The 16,205-nt window shown below is 62.8% G+C and carries 14 protein-coding genes; 10 read left to right on the top strand and 4 right to left on the bottom strand.

Annotated elements, in window-relative coordinates:
• Positions 1 to 70 precede the first annotated feature (70 nt).
• The 3 genes from JQ575_RS23260 (at position 71) to JQ575_RS23250 (ending at position 3,115) form a co-directional block, all read left to right on the top strand.
• Complete coding sequence (locus tag JQ575_RS23260) at positions 71 to 1,378, top strand: amidohydrolase family protein (RefSeq protein WP_249166846.1); 1,308 nt, start codon at positions 71 to 73, stop codon at positions 1,376 to 1,378.
• 200 nt (positions 1,379 to 1,578) lie between these two features.
• A complete protein-coding gene (locus JQ575_RS23255; protein WP_212035480.1) occupies positions 1,579 to 2,337 on the top strand; it encodes a proteasome-type protease in 759 nt (252 codons plus the stop codon).
• Positions 2,338 to 2,350: 13 nt separating this feature from the next.
• A complete protein-coding gene (locus JQ575_RS23250) occupies positions 2,351 to 3,115 on the top strand; it encodes an SDR family oxidoreductase (protein ID WP_212035479.1) in 765 nt (254 codons plus the stop codon).
• A 144-nt stretch (positions 3,116 to 3,259) separates the two neighbouring features.
• Here JQ575_RS23250 and JQ575_RS23245 read toward each other — a convergent pair whose 3' ends face one another.
• Positions 3,260 to 4,483 carry an MFS transporter gene (locus tag JQ575_RS23245; RefSeq protein ID WP_212035565.1) on the bottom strand — a complete coding sequence of 408 codons (1,224 nt, stop codon included), beginning with the start codon at positions 4,481 to 4,483 and terminating at the stop codon, positions 3,260 to 3,262.
• Positions 4,484 to 4,677: 194 nt separating this feature from the next.
• Here JQ575_RS23245 and JQ575_RS23240 point away from each other — a divergent pair, with 194 nt between their 5' ends.
• From JQ575_RS23240 to JQ575_RS23230, 3 genes are all read left to right on the top strand, one after another.
• Positions 4,678 to 5,934 (top strand): NupC/NupG family nucleoside CNT transporter, encoded by a 1,257-nt coding sequence (locus JQ575_RS23240; protein ID WP_212035478.1) that lies wholly within the window; start codon positions 4,678 to 4,680, stop codon positions 5,932 to 5,934.
• 231 nt (positions 5,935 to 6,165) lie between these two features.
• A complete protein-coding gene (locus JQ575_RS23235; protein ID WP_212035477.1) occupies positions 6,166 to 6,345 on the top strand; it encodes a hypothetical protein in 180 nt (59 codons plus the stop codon).
• 268 nt (positions 6,346 to 6,613) lie between these two features.
• On the top strand, positions 6,614 to 7,441 hold the full coding sequence (locus tag JQ575_RS23230; RefSeq protein WP_212035476.1) for a phosphatase PAP2-related protein: 828 nt from the start codon (positions 6,614 to 6,616) through the stop codon (positions 7,439 to 7,441).
• A gap of 26 nt (positions 7,442 to 7,467) precedes the next feature.
• Here the strand turns inward: JQ575_RS23230 and JQ575_RS23225 are convergent, their stop codons facing one another.
• Positions 7,468 to 8,535, bottom strand: coding sequence for a glycosyltransferase family 4 protein (locus tag JQ575_RS23225; protein ID WP_212035475.1), 1,068 nt, complete (start codon positions 8,533 to 8,535; stop codon positions 7,468 to 7,470).
• A 298-nt stretch (positions 8,536 to 8,833) separates the two neighbouring features.
• On the opposite strand from JQ575_RS23225, the gene JQ575_RS23220 reads away from it, so the two are divergent.
• The 4 genes from JQ575_RS23220 to JQ575_RS23205 all read left to right on the top strand — a co-directional run bounded on the left by JQ575_RS23220 (position 8,834) and on the right by JQ575_RS23205 (position 14,848).
• Entirely contained in the window at positions 8,834 to 10,597 is a 1,764-nt protein-coding gene (locus JQ575_RS23220; protein ID WP_212035474.1) for an ABC transporter ATP-binding protein, read from the top strand.
• 86 nt (positions 10,598 to 10,683) lie between these two features.
• Positions 10,684 to 12,885, top strand: coding sequence for an amylo-alpha-1,6-glucosidase (locus tag JQ575_RS23215; protein ID WP_212035473.1), 2,202 nt, complete (start codon positions 10,684 to 10,686; stop codon positions 12,883 to 12,885).
• A gap of 88 nt (positions 12,886 to 12,973) precedes the next feature.
• On the top strand, positions 12,974 to 13,483 hold the full coding sequence (locus tag JQ575_RS23210) for a PRC-barrel domain-containing protein (protein ID WP_212035472.1): 510 nt from the start codon (positions 12,974 to 12,976) through the stop codon (positions 13,481 to 13,483).
• 12 nt (positions 13,484 to 13,495) lie between these two features.
• Positions 13,496 to 14,848 (top strand): MFS transporter, encoded by a 1,353-nt coding sequence (locus JQ575_RS23205; RefSeq protein WP_212035471.1) that lies wholly within the window; start codon positions 13,496 to 13,498, stop codon positions 14,846 to 14,848.
• 136 nt (positions 14,849 to 14,984) lie between these two features.
• On the opposite strand, the gene JQ575_RS23200 is transcribed toward JQ575_RS23205, so the two are convergent.
• Entirely contained in the window at positions 14,985 to 15,560 is a 576-nt protein-coding gene (locus JQ575_RS23200) for a cupin domain-containing protein (protein WP_212035470.1), read from the bottom strand.
• Between the two features lie 154 nt (positions 15,561 to 15,714).
• Positions 15,715 to 16,002, bottom strand: a complete 288-nt coding sequence (locus JQ575_RS23195) for an usg protein (protein ID WP_192734078.1) — start codon at positions 16,000 to 16,002, stop codon at positions 15,715 to 15,717.
• Between the last annotated feature and the right edge of the window lie 203 nt (positions 16,003 to 16,205).

Raw genomic sequence — 16,205 nt, 5'->3', positions numbered from 1 at the left:
GGGTATGAGAATGTCTTGCTTGAGAATATTCCCCGGCATTTCCGTGCTGGCAGTTTGGGCTGCAATCGGAATGAGCTTCTCCGGCCCGCCCTCCGCGCAGGCCCAGCAAGCTGCGGCCACATTATTCCAGAACGTCAGGATATTCGACGGAAAGAGCGGCGCGCTTTCGGCGCCGTCCAACGTCCTGATCGGAGACAACACGATAGAGAAGATTTCGACGGCGTCGATCGCGGTCGACGCTCAAACCGCAACGATCAATGGTGCCGGCCGCGTCCTGATGCCGGGCCTGATCGATGCGCATTGGCACGCGATGCTGATCCGCACGAACCCGGTAGAGGCGTTCGGTGACGTCGGCTTCAACAATCTGTTAGCTGGCGACGAAGCGACAGACACGTTGATGCGCGGCTTCACCACCATTCGCGACGTGGGCGGGCCGGTGTTCGGCCTCAAGCGCGCCATCGATGAAGGCATCGTCAAGGGCCCGCGTATCTATCCGTCCGGCGCCATGATCACTGTCACGAGCGGGCATGGGGATTTTCGGCAGCTGACTGATTTGCCGCGGACGATCGGCGGCATGCTTACCCGCATGGAGCAGATCGGCGGCGCCATCGTTGCTGATAGCCCTGACGAGGTGCGCGTGCGCGTACGCGAACAGCTCATGCAGGGCGCCTCACAAGTCAAGTTGACGGCGGGCGGCGGAGTGTCGTCACCCTTCAGTCCGATCGACGTGAGCACCTTCACGGAGGCCGAAATGCGCGCCGCGGTCGAGGCGGCCGAAAATTGGGGGACCTACGTCGCCGCGCACGCCTTTACGCCGGCTGCGATCCGGAGCGCTATTGCGGCCGGCGCGAGGTGTATCGAGCACGGTTTCCTGATGGACGACGCAACCGCAAAACTGATCGCGGACAAGGGTGTTTGGCTGAGCATGCAGCCACTGCCGGAGGGAATGAGGCTGGGCCTTCCTGAGGGTTCGGTCCAGCGAGCCAAAGCGGAAGAGGTCTGGCCCGGGATAGCCCGCGCCTATGAGATGGCGAAGAAATACAAGATCAAGACCGCGTGGGGCACCGATGTGCTGTTCTCCCGCGAACTGGCGCAACAACAAGGGGCAATTCTGGCTTCGCTTACCCGTTGGTACACGCCTGCCGAAGCGCTGGTCATGGCGACGTCGACGAACGCCGAACTGCTTGCCATGTCCGGCAAGCGCAATCCCTATCCCGGCAAGCTCGGCGTCGTGGAAGAAGGCGCGCTGGCCGACCTGCTGCTGGTGGATGGCAACCCCGTCGATAACATCAAGCTGATCGAAGACCCGGCAAAGAATTTCGTCGTCATCATGAAAGACGGCAAAATCTACAAAAACCTCCTTGTCGGCGGTAAATAGAACGACGGAGGCGTGTCGTAGGGTTCGGTTCGCAGCACCGATCAAGCGCCGATCGAGCCCTCATTCCGCGCAGCCACCCTTTCAATGCGTCTTTTTACCCATCCAGCGCATGCCACGGCCTGGGGAATTGGGGTTGGATGCCCCCGAAAAATTGGCTACTAGTGCCCCGCCGGTAATTCGGACGGTTTCGGGGACGTGGAATGACCTATTGTTGCGGAGTGCTGGTACGGGACGGTCTAGTCATGATCGCGGATACCCGCACCAATGCCGGCCTCGACAACGTCTCGACCTTTCGCAAGCTGCACATTTTCTCAAAGCCGGGCGAGCGGATCATGGCGATCGCCAGCGCCGGCAATCTGGCGATCAGCCAGTCGGTGCTGTCTACCCTGACCGAGGGCATCGAGGACCCGCACACCGGCGAGGTCGAAACCCTGATGAACGCGCCGACCATGTTCCAGGCCGCCCAGCGCATCGGCCGCGCCATCCGCAGCGTCCACGCCACCGAGGGCGACGCCCTGCGGTCTGAAGACGTCAGTTTCGACGTCTCGTTCCTGTTCGGCGGCCAGATCAAGGGCTCGCGGATGCGGCTGTTCATGGTCTACACCGCCGGCAATTTCATCGAATGCACCACGGATACGCCGTACCTGCAGATCGGCGAGCACAAATACGGCAAGCCGGTGCTCGACCGCGCCATGCATTACGACGTCGAACTGTACGAGGCGCTGAAGACCAGCCTGATCTCGATGGATTCGACGATGCGCTCCAATCTCGGCGTCGGCCTGCCGATCGACGTGCTGGTGGTGCGCGCGGATGCCTGCGAGGCCGATCTCAATCACCGCATCGAGGCCGGCGAGCCCTATTTCCACGACCTGCGTTCGCGCTGGTCGGCGGCGCTGCGCGCGGCGCACCAGAATATTCCAAGACCACCCTATAAGTCAGAAACAGAAACAAAGAAGTAAAGGCGAGGAAACAATGGCCGAACCAACAAACAAGATCGCAGTCGTCACCGGCGCGGGCACCGGCGTCGGACGCGCGGCGTCGCTAGCGCTAATGAATGCCGGCTTCACCGTGGTGCTCGCCGGGCGTCGCATGGAGATGCTGGAAGAGACCAAGAAGCTCGGCGACAATGTCGGCAAGAGCCTGTGCGTTTCCGCCGATATGACGAGCCCGGCCTCGATCGCCGCGCTGTTCGACAAGGTCAAGGAAACCTACGGCCGGCTCGACGTGCTCTTCAACAACGCCGGCATGGGCGCGCCGCCGGTGAACTTCGAAGACCTCAGCCTCGAGCAGTGGCAGGCGGTGGTGAACACCAACCTCACCGGCCCGTTCCTGTGCACCCAGCATGCCTTCCGCATCATGAAGGACCAGACGCCCCGCGGCGGCCGCATCATCAACAACGGCTCGATCTCCGCGCACGCGCCGCGGCCGTTCTCGTCGGCCTATACCTCGACCAAGCACGCCATCACCGGTCTTACCAAGGCCACCAACCTCGACGGCCGCATGTACGACATCGCGGTCGGCCAGGTCGACATCGGCAATGCCGCAACCCCGATGACCGACCGCATGGTCGCCGGCCCCGGCGTGATGCAGCCCGACGGCACGATGAAACACGAGCCGCGCATGGACGCGAAAGCGGTCGGCGACGCGGTGGCCTACATGGCCGGCCTGCCGCTCGATGCCAACGTGCTGTTCATGACGGTCATGGCGACGAAGATGCCGTTCGTGGGGCGGGGGTAATTCAACCCGATTGCGTCGTCCCGGCGCAGGCCGGGACCCATACCCCGCAGCGTTGATTGGGTTACTGGACGTCTACCGTTGGCGTTCACATCGGGAGAGCACGGCGTATGGGTCCCGGCCTTCGCCGGGACGACGTGTCGCCCCCTACTCCAGCTTCTCCACATCCCGCAGCGTCGGAAACAGCTTCATCCACAATAGCGCGATCGCAATCGTGCCGACGCCGCCGAGCACGGCGGCCGGCATCGCGCCGAACAAGGCCGCGGTGACGCCGCTTTCGAACTGGCCGAGCTGGTTTGAAGCGTTGATGAACAGGAAATTGACAGCGCCGACCCGGCCGCGCATGTCGTCGGGCGTTGCGAGCTGCACCAGTGAGAAGCGGATCACCACGCTGACGACGTCGGCGGCGCCGAGCACCACCAGCGCCAGCACCGACAGCCACATCCAGTGCGACAGCGCAAACACCACCGTCGCCACGCCGAACACGATCACGGCCTGAAACATCCGTATTCCGACGCGGTGGTTGATGGTGTGGTGCGCGAGGAACGCGGTCATCAGCAGCGCGCCGATCGCGGGCGCGGCGCGCAGGATGCCGAGGCCGAGCGGGCCGGTCTGAAGGATGTCTCGCGCATAGATTGGCAGCAGCGCCGTGGCGCCGCCGAGCAGCACCGCGAACAGATCGAGCGAGATCGTGCCGAGAATGGCCGGGTTGTTGCGGACGAATTTGACGCCGGCAAAGATATCATCCGATGTCGCGGCATCCCGCACCACGGCCGGCTGTATCAGCCGGATCGCGCCCATGATTGCGGCCCCGAACAGCAAAAATGCGGCCATGACCCCGTAGGCCGCGCTTGGCGCGAGGGCATAGGCCAGCCCACCCAGCGCGGGACCGGCGATGGTGGCGATTTGCCCAGCGCCGCTCGAAACCGCGGTGGCGCGCTGCAGCGAGCCTTTCGGCGCGATCAGCGGCAGCAGCGCGGCCAATGCCGGGCTTTCGAAGGCCCCGGCGATACCGAGCACGAAGGACGCGATGAAGATCTGCGTGACCGTCAGAAAGCCCGCATAGGCGCCCCAGGCCAAAAACAGCGCGGTCAGCCCCTCGGCGATCTGGCAGAGTTGCACCACCCGTTTGCGTTCGTAGCGGTCGGCGGCGTGGCCGGCCACGAACAGAAACAACGCGGTCGGCAGGAACTGAACCAGTCCGATCATGCCGAGATCGAACGCGCTGCCGGTCATATCGTAAACCTGCCAGCCGATGGCGACGGCCCCGATCTGGCTGGCGAAGCGCGACAGGCTGCGCGACAGCAGAAACGACAGGAAGGAGGGATGCCTGAGCAGATCGCCGGCGCCGACAGGCATCAGGGAAGACATGGTGAGGCCGGTATCCTGCTTTTCGAAGCGTGAGCCGTTGCCCGGGTCCGCTTGCATTGTTGTTGATTACGCCGTGAACGACCCTGATCCCCCTGTCAATGCCCGCGGGCTGTCAATGACCGGCGGCGGAGGACTGCCCGGCATTGCGCTTGCAAGTCCCCCGCTGCCATAATCGACCGGGGGACTTCAAGATCATGCTGCAACTGCAATCGGCTTTCGGCGTGCTGGCGTTGCTGGGAATCGCGTGGGCGCTCGGCGAGAACCGCCGCGCGGTGTCATGGCGGCAGATGGCGGTCGGGCTTGCGATCACCGTGCTCACCGCGCTGGTGCTGCTCAAGCTGCCGCTGGTCGCAAAGGCGTTCGGCGCCATCAATGACGCGGTCAATACTATCGCGGCGGCGTCCCGCGCCGGCACCTCCTTCGTGTTCGGCTATCTCGGCGGCGGCACGCTTCCTTTCGACCTCAAGGCGCCGGGCGCCGATTTCATCCTGGCGTTTCAGGCGCTGCCGATCATCCTCGTCATGAGCGTGCTGACGACGCTGTTGTTCTACTGGCGGGTGCTGCCGCCGATCGTACGCGGCATGGCGTGGCTTTTGGAACGCACGCTCGGCGTCGGCGGCGCGGTCGGTCTTTCCGCCGCCGCCAACATCTTCCTCGGCATGGTCGAGGCGCCCCTGTTCATCCGCCCATACCTGTCGCAACTCACCCGCAGCGAATTGTTCATGGTAATGACCGGCGGCATGGCGGGAATCGCCGGCACCGTACTGGTGCTCTACGCCACGTTTCTGGCGCCATTGATCCCGGATGCGGCGGCGCATTTCGTCATTGCCTCGGTGCTCGGCGCACCCGCGGCGATCCTGATCAGCCTGATCATGGTGCCGGAGACATCTGACAAACGCACCGGCGGAACGCTGACTGCTGGTAATACCGACATGGAGGTGAAGAGCACGATGGACGCGATCGTCAGGGGCACCACTTCCGGACTGGAGTTGCTGCTCAACATCATCGCGATGCTGCTGGTGCTGGTAGCCCTGGTCTACCTCGCCAACGCGATACTGGGCTTGTTGCCCGAGATCGGTGGCGCGAAGATTTCGCTGCAGCGACTGCTGGGCTATCTGATGGCGCCGGTGTGCTGGCTGTTGGGCCTGCCGTGGCCGCAGGCGATCACGGCGGGAAGCCTGATGGGCACCAAGACCGTGCTCAACGAGTTGATCGCCTATGTCGATCTATCGAAGCTCGGTCCTGATGCGCTCGATCCGCGGTCGCGGCTGATCATGCTCTATGCGATGTGTGGCTTTGCCAACTTCGCCAGCCTCGGCATCATGATCGGCGGCCTCGGCACCATGGCGCCCGACCGCCGCGAGGAAATCAACGCGCTCGGGCTGAAGTCAATCGTGTCGGGCACGCTGGCCACCTGCCTGATGGGCGCGATCGTGGGGGTAATGAGCTAGAGCGTTTTCCAGCGAAGTGGACACCGGTTCGCGTCAAGAAAACGCGTCAAATCAAGAACCTAGGGCCCCGTTCCGATTCCATCGGAACGGAAAAGGCCCTAGGACGCGCACGCCGCTTTTCGTTGGCATTCGCTGTGTGAGGCTCCTCACAGCGACAACGAGCCGCACCTTCTACTTCTGCGACCGTGAAATGAGGGAACGGCCCTTCCCACACGATTCCAGGAGAGTGACATGAACAATCAAATCCGCGACCTTGGTCCAACGAAGCCGAACAACGAACGCGCCAAACGTTCACTCATTGACGTCGAGATGGAACTTGGCGAAGAGGAATTGTCGAACGTATCCGGCGGCAGCTTGCATTTGACGTGCGCGAAGGGACAGCATTTTGCGACGGGCAAGATCACCTGTTGAAAGCGGACGTCCCCATGCCGCTGATGCTGGTGGCGCTATCGCGCCAAATCGATCGTATCGAGCTCACTGACAACCTGCCTGATGGGCGCGATCGTGCGGTTATGAGCCAGCGGGCAATGGCAAAAATCGGCGAGGTGTGGCATATTTCACATGTAGATACTTCACCTCGCATTACGGTTACGCTGAAGTACAGGATATCCAGCAGCCCGAGCGACGAAGACCGCCGCACCTATCGTCGCCGACGACCGCGAACGGAGGCGCAGGGACAATGCAGGACACGATGCGGCTTTACCGCACGCTGTTTGGTACGCGCGCGTATGCCCGCTCGCTATGCGAAGGCGTCGCCTTCCTATCTGCCAGCAGCATCGCGATCTTCGCCGCCGTCACCTATGCCACGGTCCACGCCAGCAACCACGTCACCGATTTTGTGCTGAGCCGCGTCGGGCCCTACAACGTCCGCTTTCTTTTCATCTACGGTACGTTCACGGCCTTCGTCATCACGGCGGGGCTGCTGCCCTGGCGGCCGAACCGGTTGCCGTTCGCGCTGAAGGCCACGGCGCTGTTCCTGGTGGTCCGCGCCGTCTTCGTCGCGCTCACCCACATGGCGCCGTCGCCGATCGATCCGCAGCAGCCGGCGCCGTTCTTCAACTCCATTTTTTACGGCAGCGATCTCTTCTTTTCCGGTCACACCGGACTGCCGTTCCTGGCAGCGCTGGCGTTCTGGCACATCGTGCAATGGCGGATATTCTTTCTCGCGCTGACCGCGTTCTTCGGGGCGGTCGTGCTGCTCGGCCACTACCACTATTCGATCGACGTGCTCGCCGCACTGTTCATCACCCACGGCGTCTTTCAAACATCGCGCTGGCTATTCAGCCGCGACTACGCGTTGTTTCGCTCGACCGAAAACCAGACCGCACCCCGGCCAAAGCGCGCAAGTCGCAGATCGTCCCATTCCCGTCGCCGAACCTGGCCGTGTTGCCAGACCATTCGTGCTGCACGCCGTCGGCGACGACCCGAAGTCGAGCGGTCAATCAAACACCGTGTCCTGACGCGCGAATTCACCCCGTCGATGACGCACGCCATCGACGGGGTTTAACGATCGAGCGCCCGGCTCCGGCAACGTTACTCCGCGCTGCTGACCAGTTTCATCCGCGGCTTCACCGCGTCGATCACGCCCTGATAGGTGTTGACATAGTCGAGCGCCATTCGGCGAGCCGTAAAGCGCGTCTCGAAATGCGTGCGAATGGCCTGGCGATCCAGTTCCCTTAGCCGCCCGACATCGGCGACCGCGCTGATTTCATCCTCGACGATGAAGCCGGTCTTGCCGTCGTCGATGATTTCAGGAACCGATCCACGGTTGTAGGCGATCACGGGCGTGCCGCAGGCCATGGCCTCGATCATGACGAGGCCGAACGGCTCCGGCCAGTCGATCGGCAGCAGCAGCCCGATCGCTCCGCTCAGGAAATCGGCTTTCTCGTGGTCGCCGATTTCGCCGATAAACTCGACCAACGGATGATCCATCATCGGCTTGATGATCGCATCGTAATATTCCTGGTCCGCGCGATCGACCTTCGCCGCAATCTTGAGCGGGATGCCGCAGCGTATCGCGATCCTGATCGCCCGGTCCACGCCCTTCTCCGGCGCGATACGGCCGAGCACGGCGAGATAGCTCGGCTTCACGGCCTGGGGCGTCAGCAACTTCTCCGGCAGGCCATGATAGATGGTGTTGATGAAGTTTGCTTTCGGCACCGGCCGCCGCTGCGCATTTGAAATCGAAACAAGCGGAATCTTCGAGAATGTCGCGAACACCGGCTGATGCTCGGGAAGATCCAGCCGGCCATGAAGCGTGGTCACGAACGGCGTCGGCTGCCGCGCGAACAGCGAGAACGGATAATAGTCGAGATGGAAGTGAAGAAAGTCGAATTCTTCATCGTCACATTTTTGCCGTACGCGCTCGAGCATCAGCATGTGAAGTGCGTTCGGATCCCGCACCGACCCGTCCAGCCTCAACGCCTTCGGCCATGTCGCGTCCAGCTTTCCGGAGGTTCGGGAATCGCCGCTGGCGAATAACGTGACCTCGTGGCCCAGGGCGACCAGTTCCTCGGTCAGCCAATAGACGACGCGTTCGGTGCCGCCATACAGCCTGGGCGGAACAGCCTCCGTCAACGGAGCAACCTGCGCGATGCGCATCCTAACAACCTCCTGATCTCTGACTCTGCTTTGAAAGCCCTCAGCCCCTCGTGGCGCGGCATCGCCAAGTCGGGAACGTTTACGCACCTGCGAAGTTCCAAGATGATGCGCACTTCGCGCACACTGTCGTCTTGCTCATGACATCACATGTGATCAGGCTCTTCGGACCGACCTTGCTGCGGAATTGTTGTGCAGATGAGGCGTTGCTGCGTCCTCGGGATGATCCTCATCAAGACGGCTCTCGGCAATCGGCGATCCGCTAGGATTCTCGTTTATCTCCAACAGGTTTAGCAGGCACATGGACAATCTCTCGGGATATGCAAATCGCCCTTTCCACTTTGTGATGCGCTATTTGCGTCAGCGGCGCCCGTCGCATCTGGTGATATTGGTCGCGGTTGTTGCAGCCGTTGCCTGCTCGGTCGGCACCCAGTACGGCGTGAAGTATCTCGTCGACGCCCTCGCCGCCGGACCGGCACAGAGCGGCGGTGTATGGCTGGCATTCGTTTTTCTCATAGCGCTGATTGGTTCCGACGTTTTGCTGTGGCGGATCGCGAGCTGGACAGCGAGCTTCACATTTGTCGGCGTCACCGGCGATCTGCGCCGCGACATGTTCCGCCATTTGACCGGGCATGCCCCGAGCTATTTCATCGATCGGCTGCCGGGCATGCTGACAAGCCGGATCACGGCCACCTCCAATGCCGTATTCACCGTGGAGAACATGTTCGTATGGAACGTGTTGCCGCCGTGCATCGCCACAATTGTGGCAATCGCGCTGATTGGAACCGTCAGCCTGCCGATGGCGGCCGGCATGATCGTGATCGCAAGCGTGGTCCTCATCGCCATGTTCCGGATCGCCGCCGCAGGCAAGCCGTTACATGACGACTATGCCGACAAGGCCGCCGCCGTTGACGGCGAAATGGTCGACGTCATCAACAACATGCCGCTGGTGCGGGCGTTCTGCGGGCTCGACCATGAGCACAACCGCTTCGACAACACCGTCGACCGCGAATTGACCGCGCGGGGCCGCAGCCTGCGCTATCTGGAAAAGCTTCGGCTCACCCATGCCGTGATCACGCTGGTATTGACGGTGGCCCTGTTGTACTGGGCGGTCACGCTGTGGCAGAGCGGCAAGGCCACCACCGGCGACGTGGTGCTGGTCTGCACGCTCGGCCTTTCCATCCTGCACGCGACCCGCGATCTGGCGGTAGCACTTGTCGATGTCACCCAGCACACCGCCCGCCTCTCGGAGGCGATCGCAACGCTGCTGCAGCCGCATGAGCTGCGCGACCACCCCGAGGCCGAACCGCTGATCAAGAGCGGTGCCGCCATCGCCTTCAGGAATATCTCGTTCGGATATCCCGGCGGTGTCCAGGTGTTCGACAAATTCAACCTGAATCTCAAACCCGGACAGCGCGTCGGCCTGGTCGGCCAGTCCGGCGGCGGCAAGTCCAGCCTGTTCGTGCTGCTGCAGCGCTTCTACGACGTCGACAAAGGCAGTATCACCATCGATGGCCAGGATATCTCGCGCGTCACCCAGCAAAGCCTGCGCGAGGCGATCTCGGTGGTGCCGCAGGACATCTCGATGTTCCACCGCTCCATCATGGAGAACATCCGCTATGGCCGCCCAACGGCGACCGACGACGAGGTTTTGCGCGCCGCGATCGCGGCGCGCTGCGATTTCGTCGAAAATCTGCCCGACGGCCTTGCCACCATGGTCGGCGATCGCGGCGTCAAGCTCTCCGGCGGCCAGCGGCAACGCATCGCGATCGCGCGCGCGTTTCTGAAGGACGCGCCGATCCTGCTGCTCGACGAGGCAACTGCCGCGCTTGACGGCGAATCCGAAGAGGCCATCCGCGATGCGCTCGGCCGCCTGATGCGCGGCCGCACCGTGATCGCGATTGCGCACCGTCTCGCGACGCTGCGCAATTTTGACCGCGTCGTGATGCTCAAGGATGGCAAGGTCATCGAGGATGGTCCGCCGGACCGCCTGATGCGTGAAACCGGCCCGTACCGGCAGCTCGTGACCCAGGAAATGAACCGTCTGGCGATCCACGCAGCCTGAAATCGCAGCGACGAATAGAGTACAGTCAGATCGGCGTCGCGGCGTGCGGGGCGGTATCCGCAGGGGTTACAGGACAGAGGTTACGCATGGCCACCAAAGCCAACGTCCAGCGGGCGGATGCTCCGCTCGCCGAGCAGATCACGGAATCGCCGTTTTACATCCCCATGACCGGCCAGGCGGCACGGCCGCGCCGCACCCTGAAGCATGACGATACGTTCATCGTCCTCGACAGCCACGGCGACATCGGCGCTTCCGCCGGTGGACCCGATGGATTGTTCAACGCCGACACCCGCTATCTGGCGCGGCTCGAGCTCTTGCTGAACCAGGCCCAGCCATTGCTGCTCGGCTCCAACCTGCGCGACGACAATTCCGCGCTGACGATCGACCTCACCAATCCCGACATCTATGACGGCGACCGGATCGTCCTGCAAAAGGATCTGATCCACATCGTGCGCACCATCTTCCTGTGGCGCGGCACCGCCTATCAGCGGATCGCCGTCCAGAACCATGGCGACCGGGCGGCACACATCGATCTGACGTTCCTGTTCGACAATGATTTCGCCGATCTGTTCGAAGTGCGCGGCGCCAGGCGCCCGCGCCGCGGCACCGGCACCAGCGAGCTGCTCAGCCCCGCCGATGTCAGGTTCGAATATCACGGCCTCGACGGCGAGGCGCGAACGACCAATTTGCATTTCGACCCGCGCCCGACCCTGCTCGCGGTGAACAGCGGCAGCTATCATTTCGCTCTCGAGCCGCAGCAGCTTACCTCGGTGTTCGTTGCGGTGACCTGCAATTATGCCGCCGAGCATCGGCCAGCGCCGTTCATGCGTGGCCTGCTGGCGCATCGCCGCGAAATGCGCCGTTCGACCGCAGGCGCCGCCAGCGTCGAAACCTCGAACAGCATCTTCAATGAGGTTCTGTGCCAGTCGATGGCCGATCTCAACATGCTGATGACCGACACCGCGCATGGCCGCTATCCCTATGCCGGCATTCCCTGGTATTCGACCACGTTCGGCCGCGACGGCCTGATATCAGCGCTGCAGATGCTGTGGATCGACCCGCGCGTGGCTTGCGGCGTGCTCAAACGGCTGGCTGCCTATCAGGCCACGGCCGTCGATGCCCTGAACGATGCCGAACCCGGCAAGATCCTGCATGAAATGCGCGGCGGCGAAATGGCGGCGCTGCGCGAAGTGCCGTTCGCGCAATATTACGGCAGCGTCGATTCCACGCCGCTGTTCGTGTTGCTGGCGGGATTCTATTTCGAGCGCACCGGCGACGAGGCCACGCTGCGCGAACTGTGGCCTGCGATCGAGGCCGCGCTGGCCTGGATCGACGGGCCAGGCGACCCTGATCGTGACGGCTTTGTCGAGTATCAGCGCGCGTCCGACCAGGGCCTCGCCAATCAGGGCTGGAAGGATTCCTTCGATGCGATCTTTCATGCCGATGGCCAGTTGGCCGAAGGCCATATCGCGCTGTGCGAGGTTCAGGGTTACGTCTTCGCCGGCAAACGGCTGGCGGCGCGTTGCGCGCGCCAGCTTGGCTTTGCGGAAAAGGCGCGCAGACTCGATGAAGAGGCAACAGAGCTTGCCGCGCGCTTTGAGGAGGCGTTCTGGTGTCCTGACATGGGCACCTACGCGCTCGCGCTCGATGGCGCCAAGCGGCCGTGCAAGGTGCGGACCTCCAATGCCGGCCAGCTCCTGTTCACGGGCATCATTGGCGAGGACCGTGCGCGCATGGTCGCCGCCGACCTGATGCGGCCGCGCTTCTTCACCGGCTGGGGCATTCGAACCGTGGCATCAGGCGAGTCCCGCTACAATCCGATGTCCTACCACAACGGCTCGATCTGGCCGCACGACAACGCGCTAATCGCGCTGGGCCTTGCGCGCTACGGCCTGAAACATTCCGTCGAACATCTGTTCAAGGGATTGTTCGGCGCGGCGAGTTACATGGATCTCAGGCGATTGCCGGAATTGTTCTGCGGCTTCCATCGCGAGCGGCGGTTTGGACCGACGCTCTATCCCGTGGCGTGCTCGCCGCAGGCATGGGCGAGCGCGACGCCGTTCACGCTGCTGGAAGCTTCGCTGGGCCTGGAATTCGACGCGCGGGCCGGCGAAATCCGCCTGCGGAATCCGCGTCTGCCGGAATTCCTGAACGAGGTCGTGCTGCGCGACTTGCGGCTCGGCGATTCCAGCGTCGATCTTCGCCTGCGCCGTCACGGCGATGATGTATCGCTCGAAATGATGCGGACACGCGGCCGGGTTCAGGTCTCGATCGTGTTGTCGCGCTGACGGCGATCGTACTCGGGGAAATGGTGACGAAACCAGCTGCGGCCGGTTCGTCACCTCTGCGCAACCGTGAAGAGTTTCAGGAGACCGCATGCGTTCAGGGCAAAAGATCACGGCAGCCGTTCTGGTGTGGAGCGCGATATCCCTCGGCGCACTGGCGGTCGCGCAGGAACCAGACAAGGGCCCGCCAGCCGCCGCACCAAGTCCGGCGGCAAAGGCCTCGCCGGATGCGCCGAAAGAACCGGTGCCCCCGCCTTCCGTCACGGTCATCCGCGCGGCGGACGCACGCGGGATCCTCGGACGCGATGTCCGCAGCACGGCCGGCGAGAACATGGGGCGCATCGTCGACGTGATCGTCGATCGCTCCGGAACCGTGCGCGCCGCGGTGATCGATTTCGGCGGCTTTCTCGGCGTCGGCAGCCGAAAGATCGTCGTCGACTGGAACGCACTCCACTTCGGACAAGTTACCAACAAGAAGGAAAGCATGACGCTCGAATTGACGTTGGAACAGGTCAAGGCCGCACCCGAATACAAGGAAGATACGCCGATCGTGGTGCTCGGCGCCACCGGCAGTCTGCAACCCCTGCAATTCGACCACTGACCGCGGAGGAGAATGCCACTGTCCGCGCGCCCGAACCCATATCCCAAGGATCCTGCCAAAGATCTCGGCAAGGATCTTGCCGATGAGACGCGGGGTGCGCCGTCCATCGATGAACGCGGCGACACGTCACCGCCGCCGCCGGCATCCCCCGAGCCCCACCCTTCGGCGCAGAGCCAGCGCGGCCTCGACTGGTTCATCTTCTTTCTCGCCGACGTCCAGACCGGCTTTGGTCCGTTCGTCGCGGTGTACCTCACGACGCAGAAATGGACCCAGGTCGAGATCGGGCTGGTGCTGTCGATCGGCGGCATTGTCGGGCTGATCGGCCAGATGCCGGGCGGCGCCATCATCGACGCCGCTAGGCGAGAACGGCTGGTCGCCGGTTTCGCGGTCGCAGCGATCGGCGTTGCGGCGCTGGCGTATGCGGCATGGCCGATCTTTCCTGTCATCGCGGCGGCGGCGACGTTGCACGCCATGGCGAGTTGCGTGCTCGGCCCGGCGATCGCGGCGATCAGCCTTGGATTGGTCGGACCGACCGCGATCGGCGAACGGCTCGGGCGCAATGCGCGGTTCGCGTCAATTGGCAACGGCGTCGCCGCGGCGCTGATGGGGGCCTGCGGCTATTTCATCTCCAGCCGCTCGGTGTTTCTCGCCACCTTTGTTCTGGTGATCTTCACCATCATAGCGCTATCCCGGATCAAGGATCGCGAAATCGATCCGGAACAGGCCCATGGCGCGATCGTCCGCGCCAAGCCGGACCCTGAAGCCACCAGCGTGCTGCATCTGCTGCGCCAGCGCCCGCTGCTGATCTTTGCCGGCGCCGTGATGTTGCTGCAGCTCGCCAACGCCGCGATGCTGCCCTTGATGGCCGGTATCGTGACGACGCGTTCAACCCAGTGGGCGCCGGTGCTGATCGCGGCGTGCATCATCCTGCCGCAGGCGATCGTGGCCCTGACCTCGCCATCGGTCGGCCGCAAGGCGCAGCAATGGGGCCGCCGGCCGCTGCTGCTGATCGGCTTCACCGCGCTCGCCATCCGCGGCGTGCTGTTCGCAACCGTCACCGATCCCTATCTGCTGGTGGCCGTGCAATTCTTTGACGGCATCACCGCCGCGGTGTTCGGCGTCCTCATCCCGTTGACCGTCGCCGACATCGCCTTCGGCAGCGGCCATTTCAACCTCGCCCAGGGCGTGGTGGGGACGGCGGTCGGCATCGGCGCATCATGCAGCAATGTATTGGCGGGCTTTGTCAGCGACCATCTCGGACATAGCGTGGCCTTCCTCGGCCTGTCCGCTATTGCCTGCGTCGGGCTCTGTCTGATTGCGTTCGTGATGCCGGAGACGAAGTCACCCAGTCATGCCCGGGCATAGCCGTCTGAAGGACGGCGTCGCTTACGCTCGCCTACGCCCCGGGCATCCACGACTTACTTCCTTTGCGTGAGACAAGACGTAGATGGCCGGGACAAGCCCGGCCATGACCAATACTTGATCTGCTAAACGCGCGGACTTACGACGATAATTCCACCGTCTTGAACTCCGCCGGCAAAATCACTTCCAGCAATTCGACGTCGTCGGAATAATCCAGGATCAGATGCTTGATGCGCGGCGGCTGGGTCCAGCAGCCGCCCTCTTTCATCAGGGTCTCGCCCTGGCCTTCCATATAAGTTTTCACCCAGCCTTTGAGCACATAGACCATCTGGAATTCGACGTCGTGGTAATGCAGTTTTGAAACTTCTTCGGGGTTACAGGGTCCGATCAGCCTGATCACATGCGCCTGCGCGAGGCCATGCGTCGCCGCGGCAATGCCGAGATCGCGGTACTGTGCATAGGTGCGCAGGCCGTCGGCCTTGAAATCCTCATCGCGGTGATGGCTGATGGCGATGCGCTGTTTCGGCCGCGCCTTCGGCTTTGCTACGGCCTTGGCCGCTGGCTTGGCTGCCGCCTTCGATTTGGCCGTGGCGACGCGGCCTTTTGATGCGATGGTCTTGCGGGCTGAGGATTTGGCTGCCGTGCCGAGGCCCGTCCATTTCTTCTTCACCGCGGTTTTGGCTGCGGCTTTCGATGTCGCTTTTTGCTTGGCCATTTTTCTTGCCTCCCCTGATCGTTTGGTGGGGAGAGGCTAGCACAAAATCGGTTTCGTAGGGTGGGTTAGGCGAAGCCGTAACCCACCGCCGATGCGCCGACCAAAGATGGTGGGTTACGCTTGCGCTAACCCACCCTACAAATCTATCCGCCGCTCAATGCAGCCTGAACACGCCGTCCACGGCGCGAAGCTCGGCCGGCTTGATCAGCTTGGAATGCGCGACCGTGACCGAGTACAGCGGGCCGTCGAGCTTTTCCTGCCAGAAGGCCAGAAAATCTTTCAGCGCCGGAAATTTCGGAAACAGATCGTAATTCTGCCAGACGTAGGTTTGCAGCAGTGAGGGATGATCCGGCAGTCGATAGAGAATTTCCGCCGTCGTCAGCCCATAACCCAGCACCTGCTTCCGGAAATCGTCGGAAACAACCCCAACCCGCGAGACCATGCCAACCTCCATTTTAGGAAGCGCATTTCACGTGGTGGCCGCACCGAGCCACCCCGGCGGAGATGCGCTCACATGAGAGAAATGTGACGCACGATACCAACCCATCACAAGCCTAAATGTTTAATGAACTGTTGAAAATTCATGCGTTAGCAGCAGCTTACCGCACGTGCTAATACGGGGTCGGCGGGCCCACTACCTTGATT

This window comes from Bradyrhizobium sp. JYMT SZCCT0428 (genome assembly GCF_018131075.1).
Taxonomy (GTDB): Bacteria; Pseudomonadota; Alphaproteobacteria; order Rhizobiales; family Xanthobacteraceae; genus Bradyrhizobium.
The sequence above is the reverse complement of the archived record's forward strand: the minus strand, read 5'-3'. Positions and strand labels throughout refer to the sequence as shown.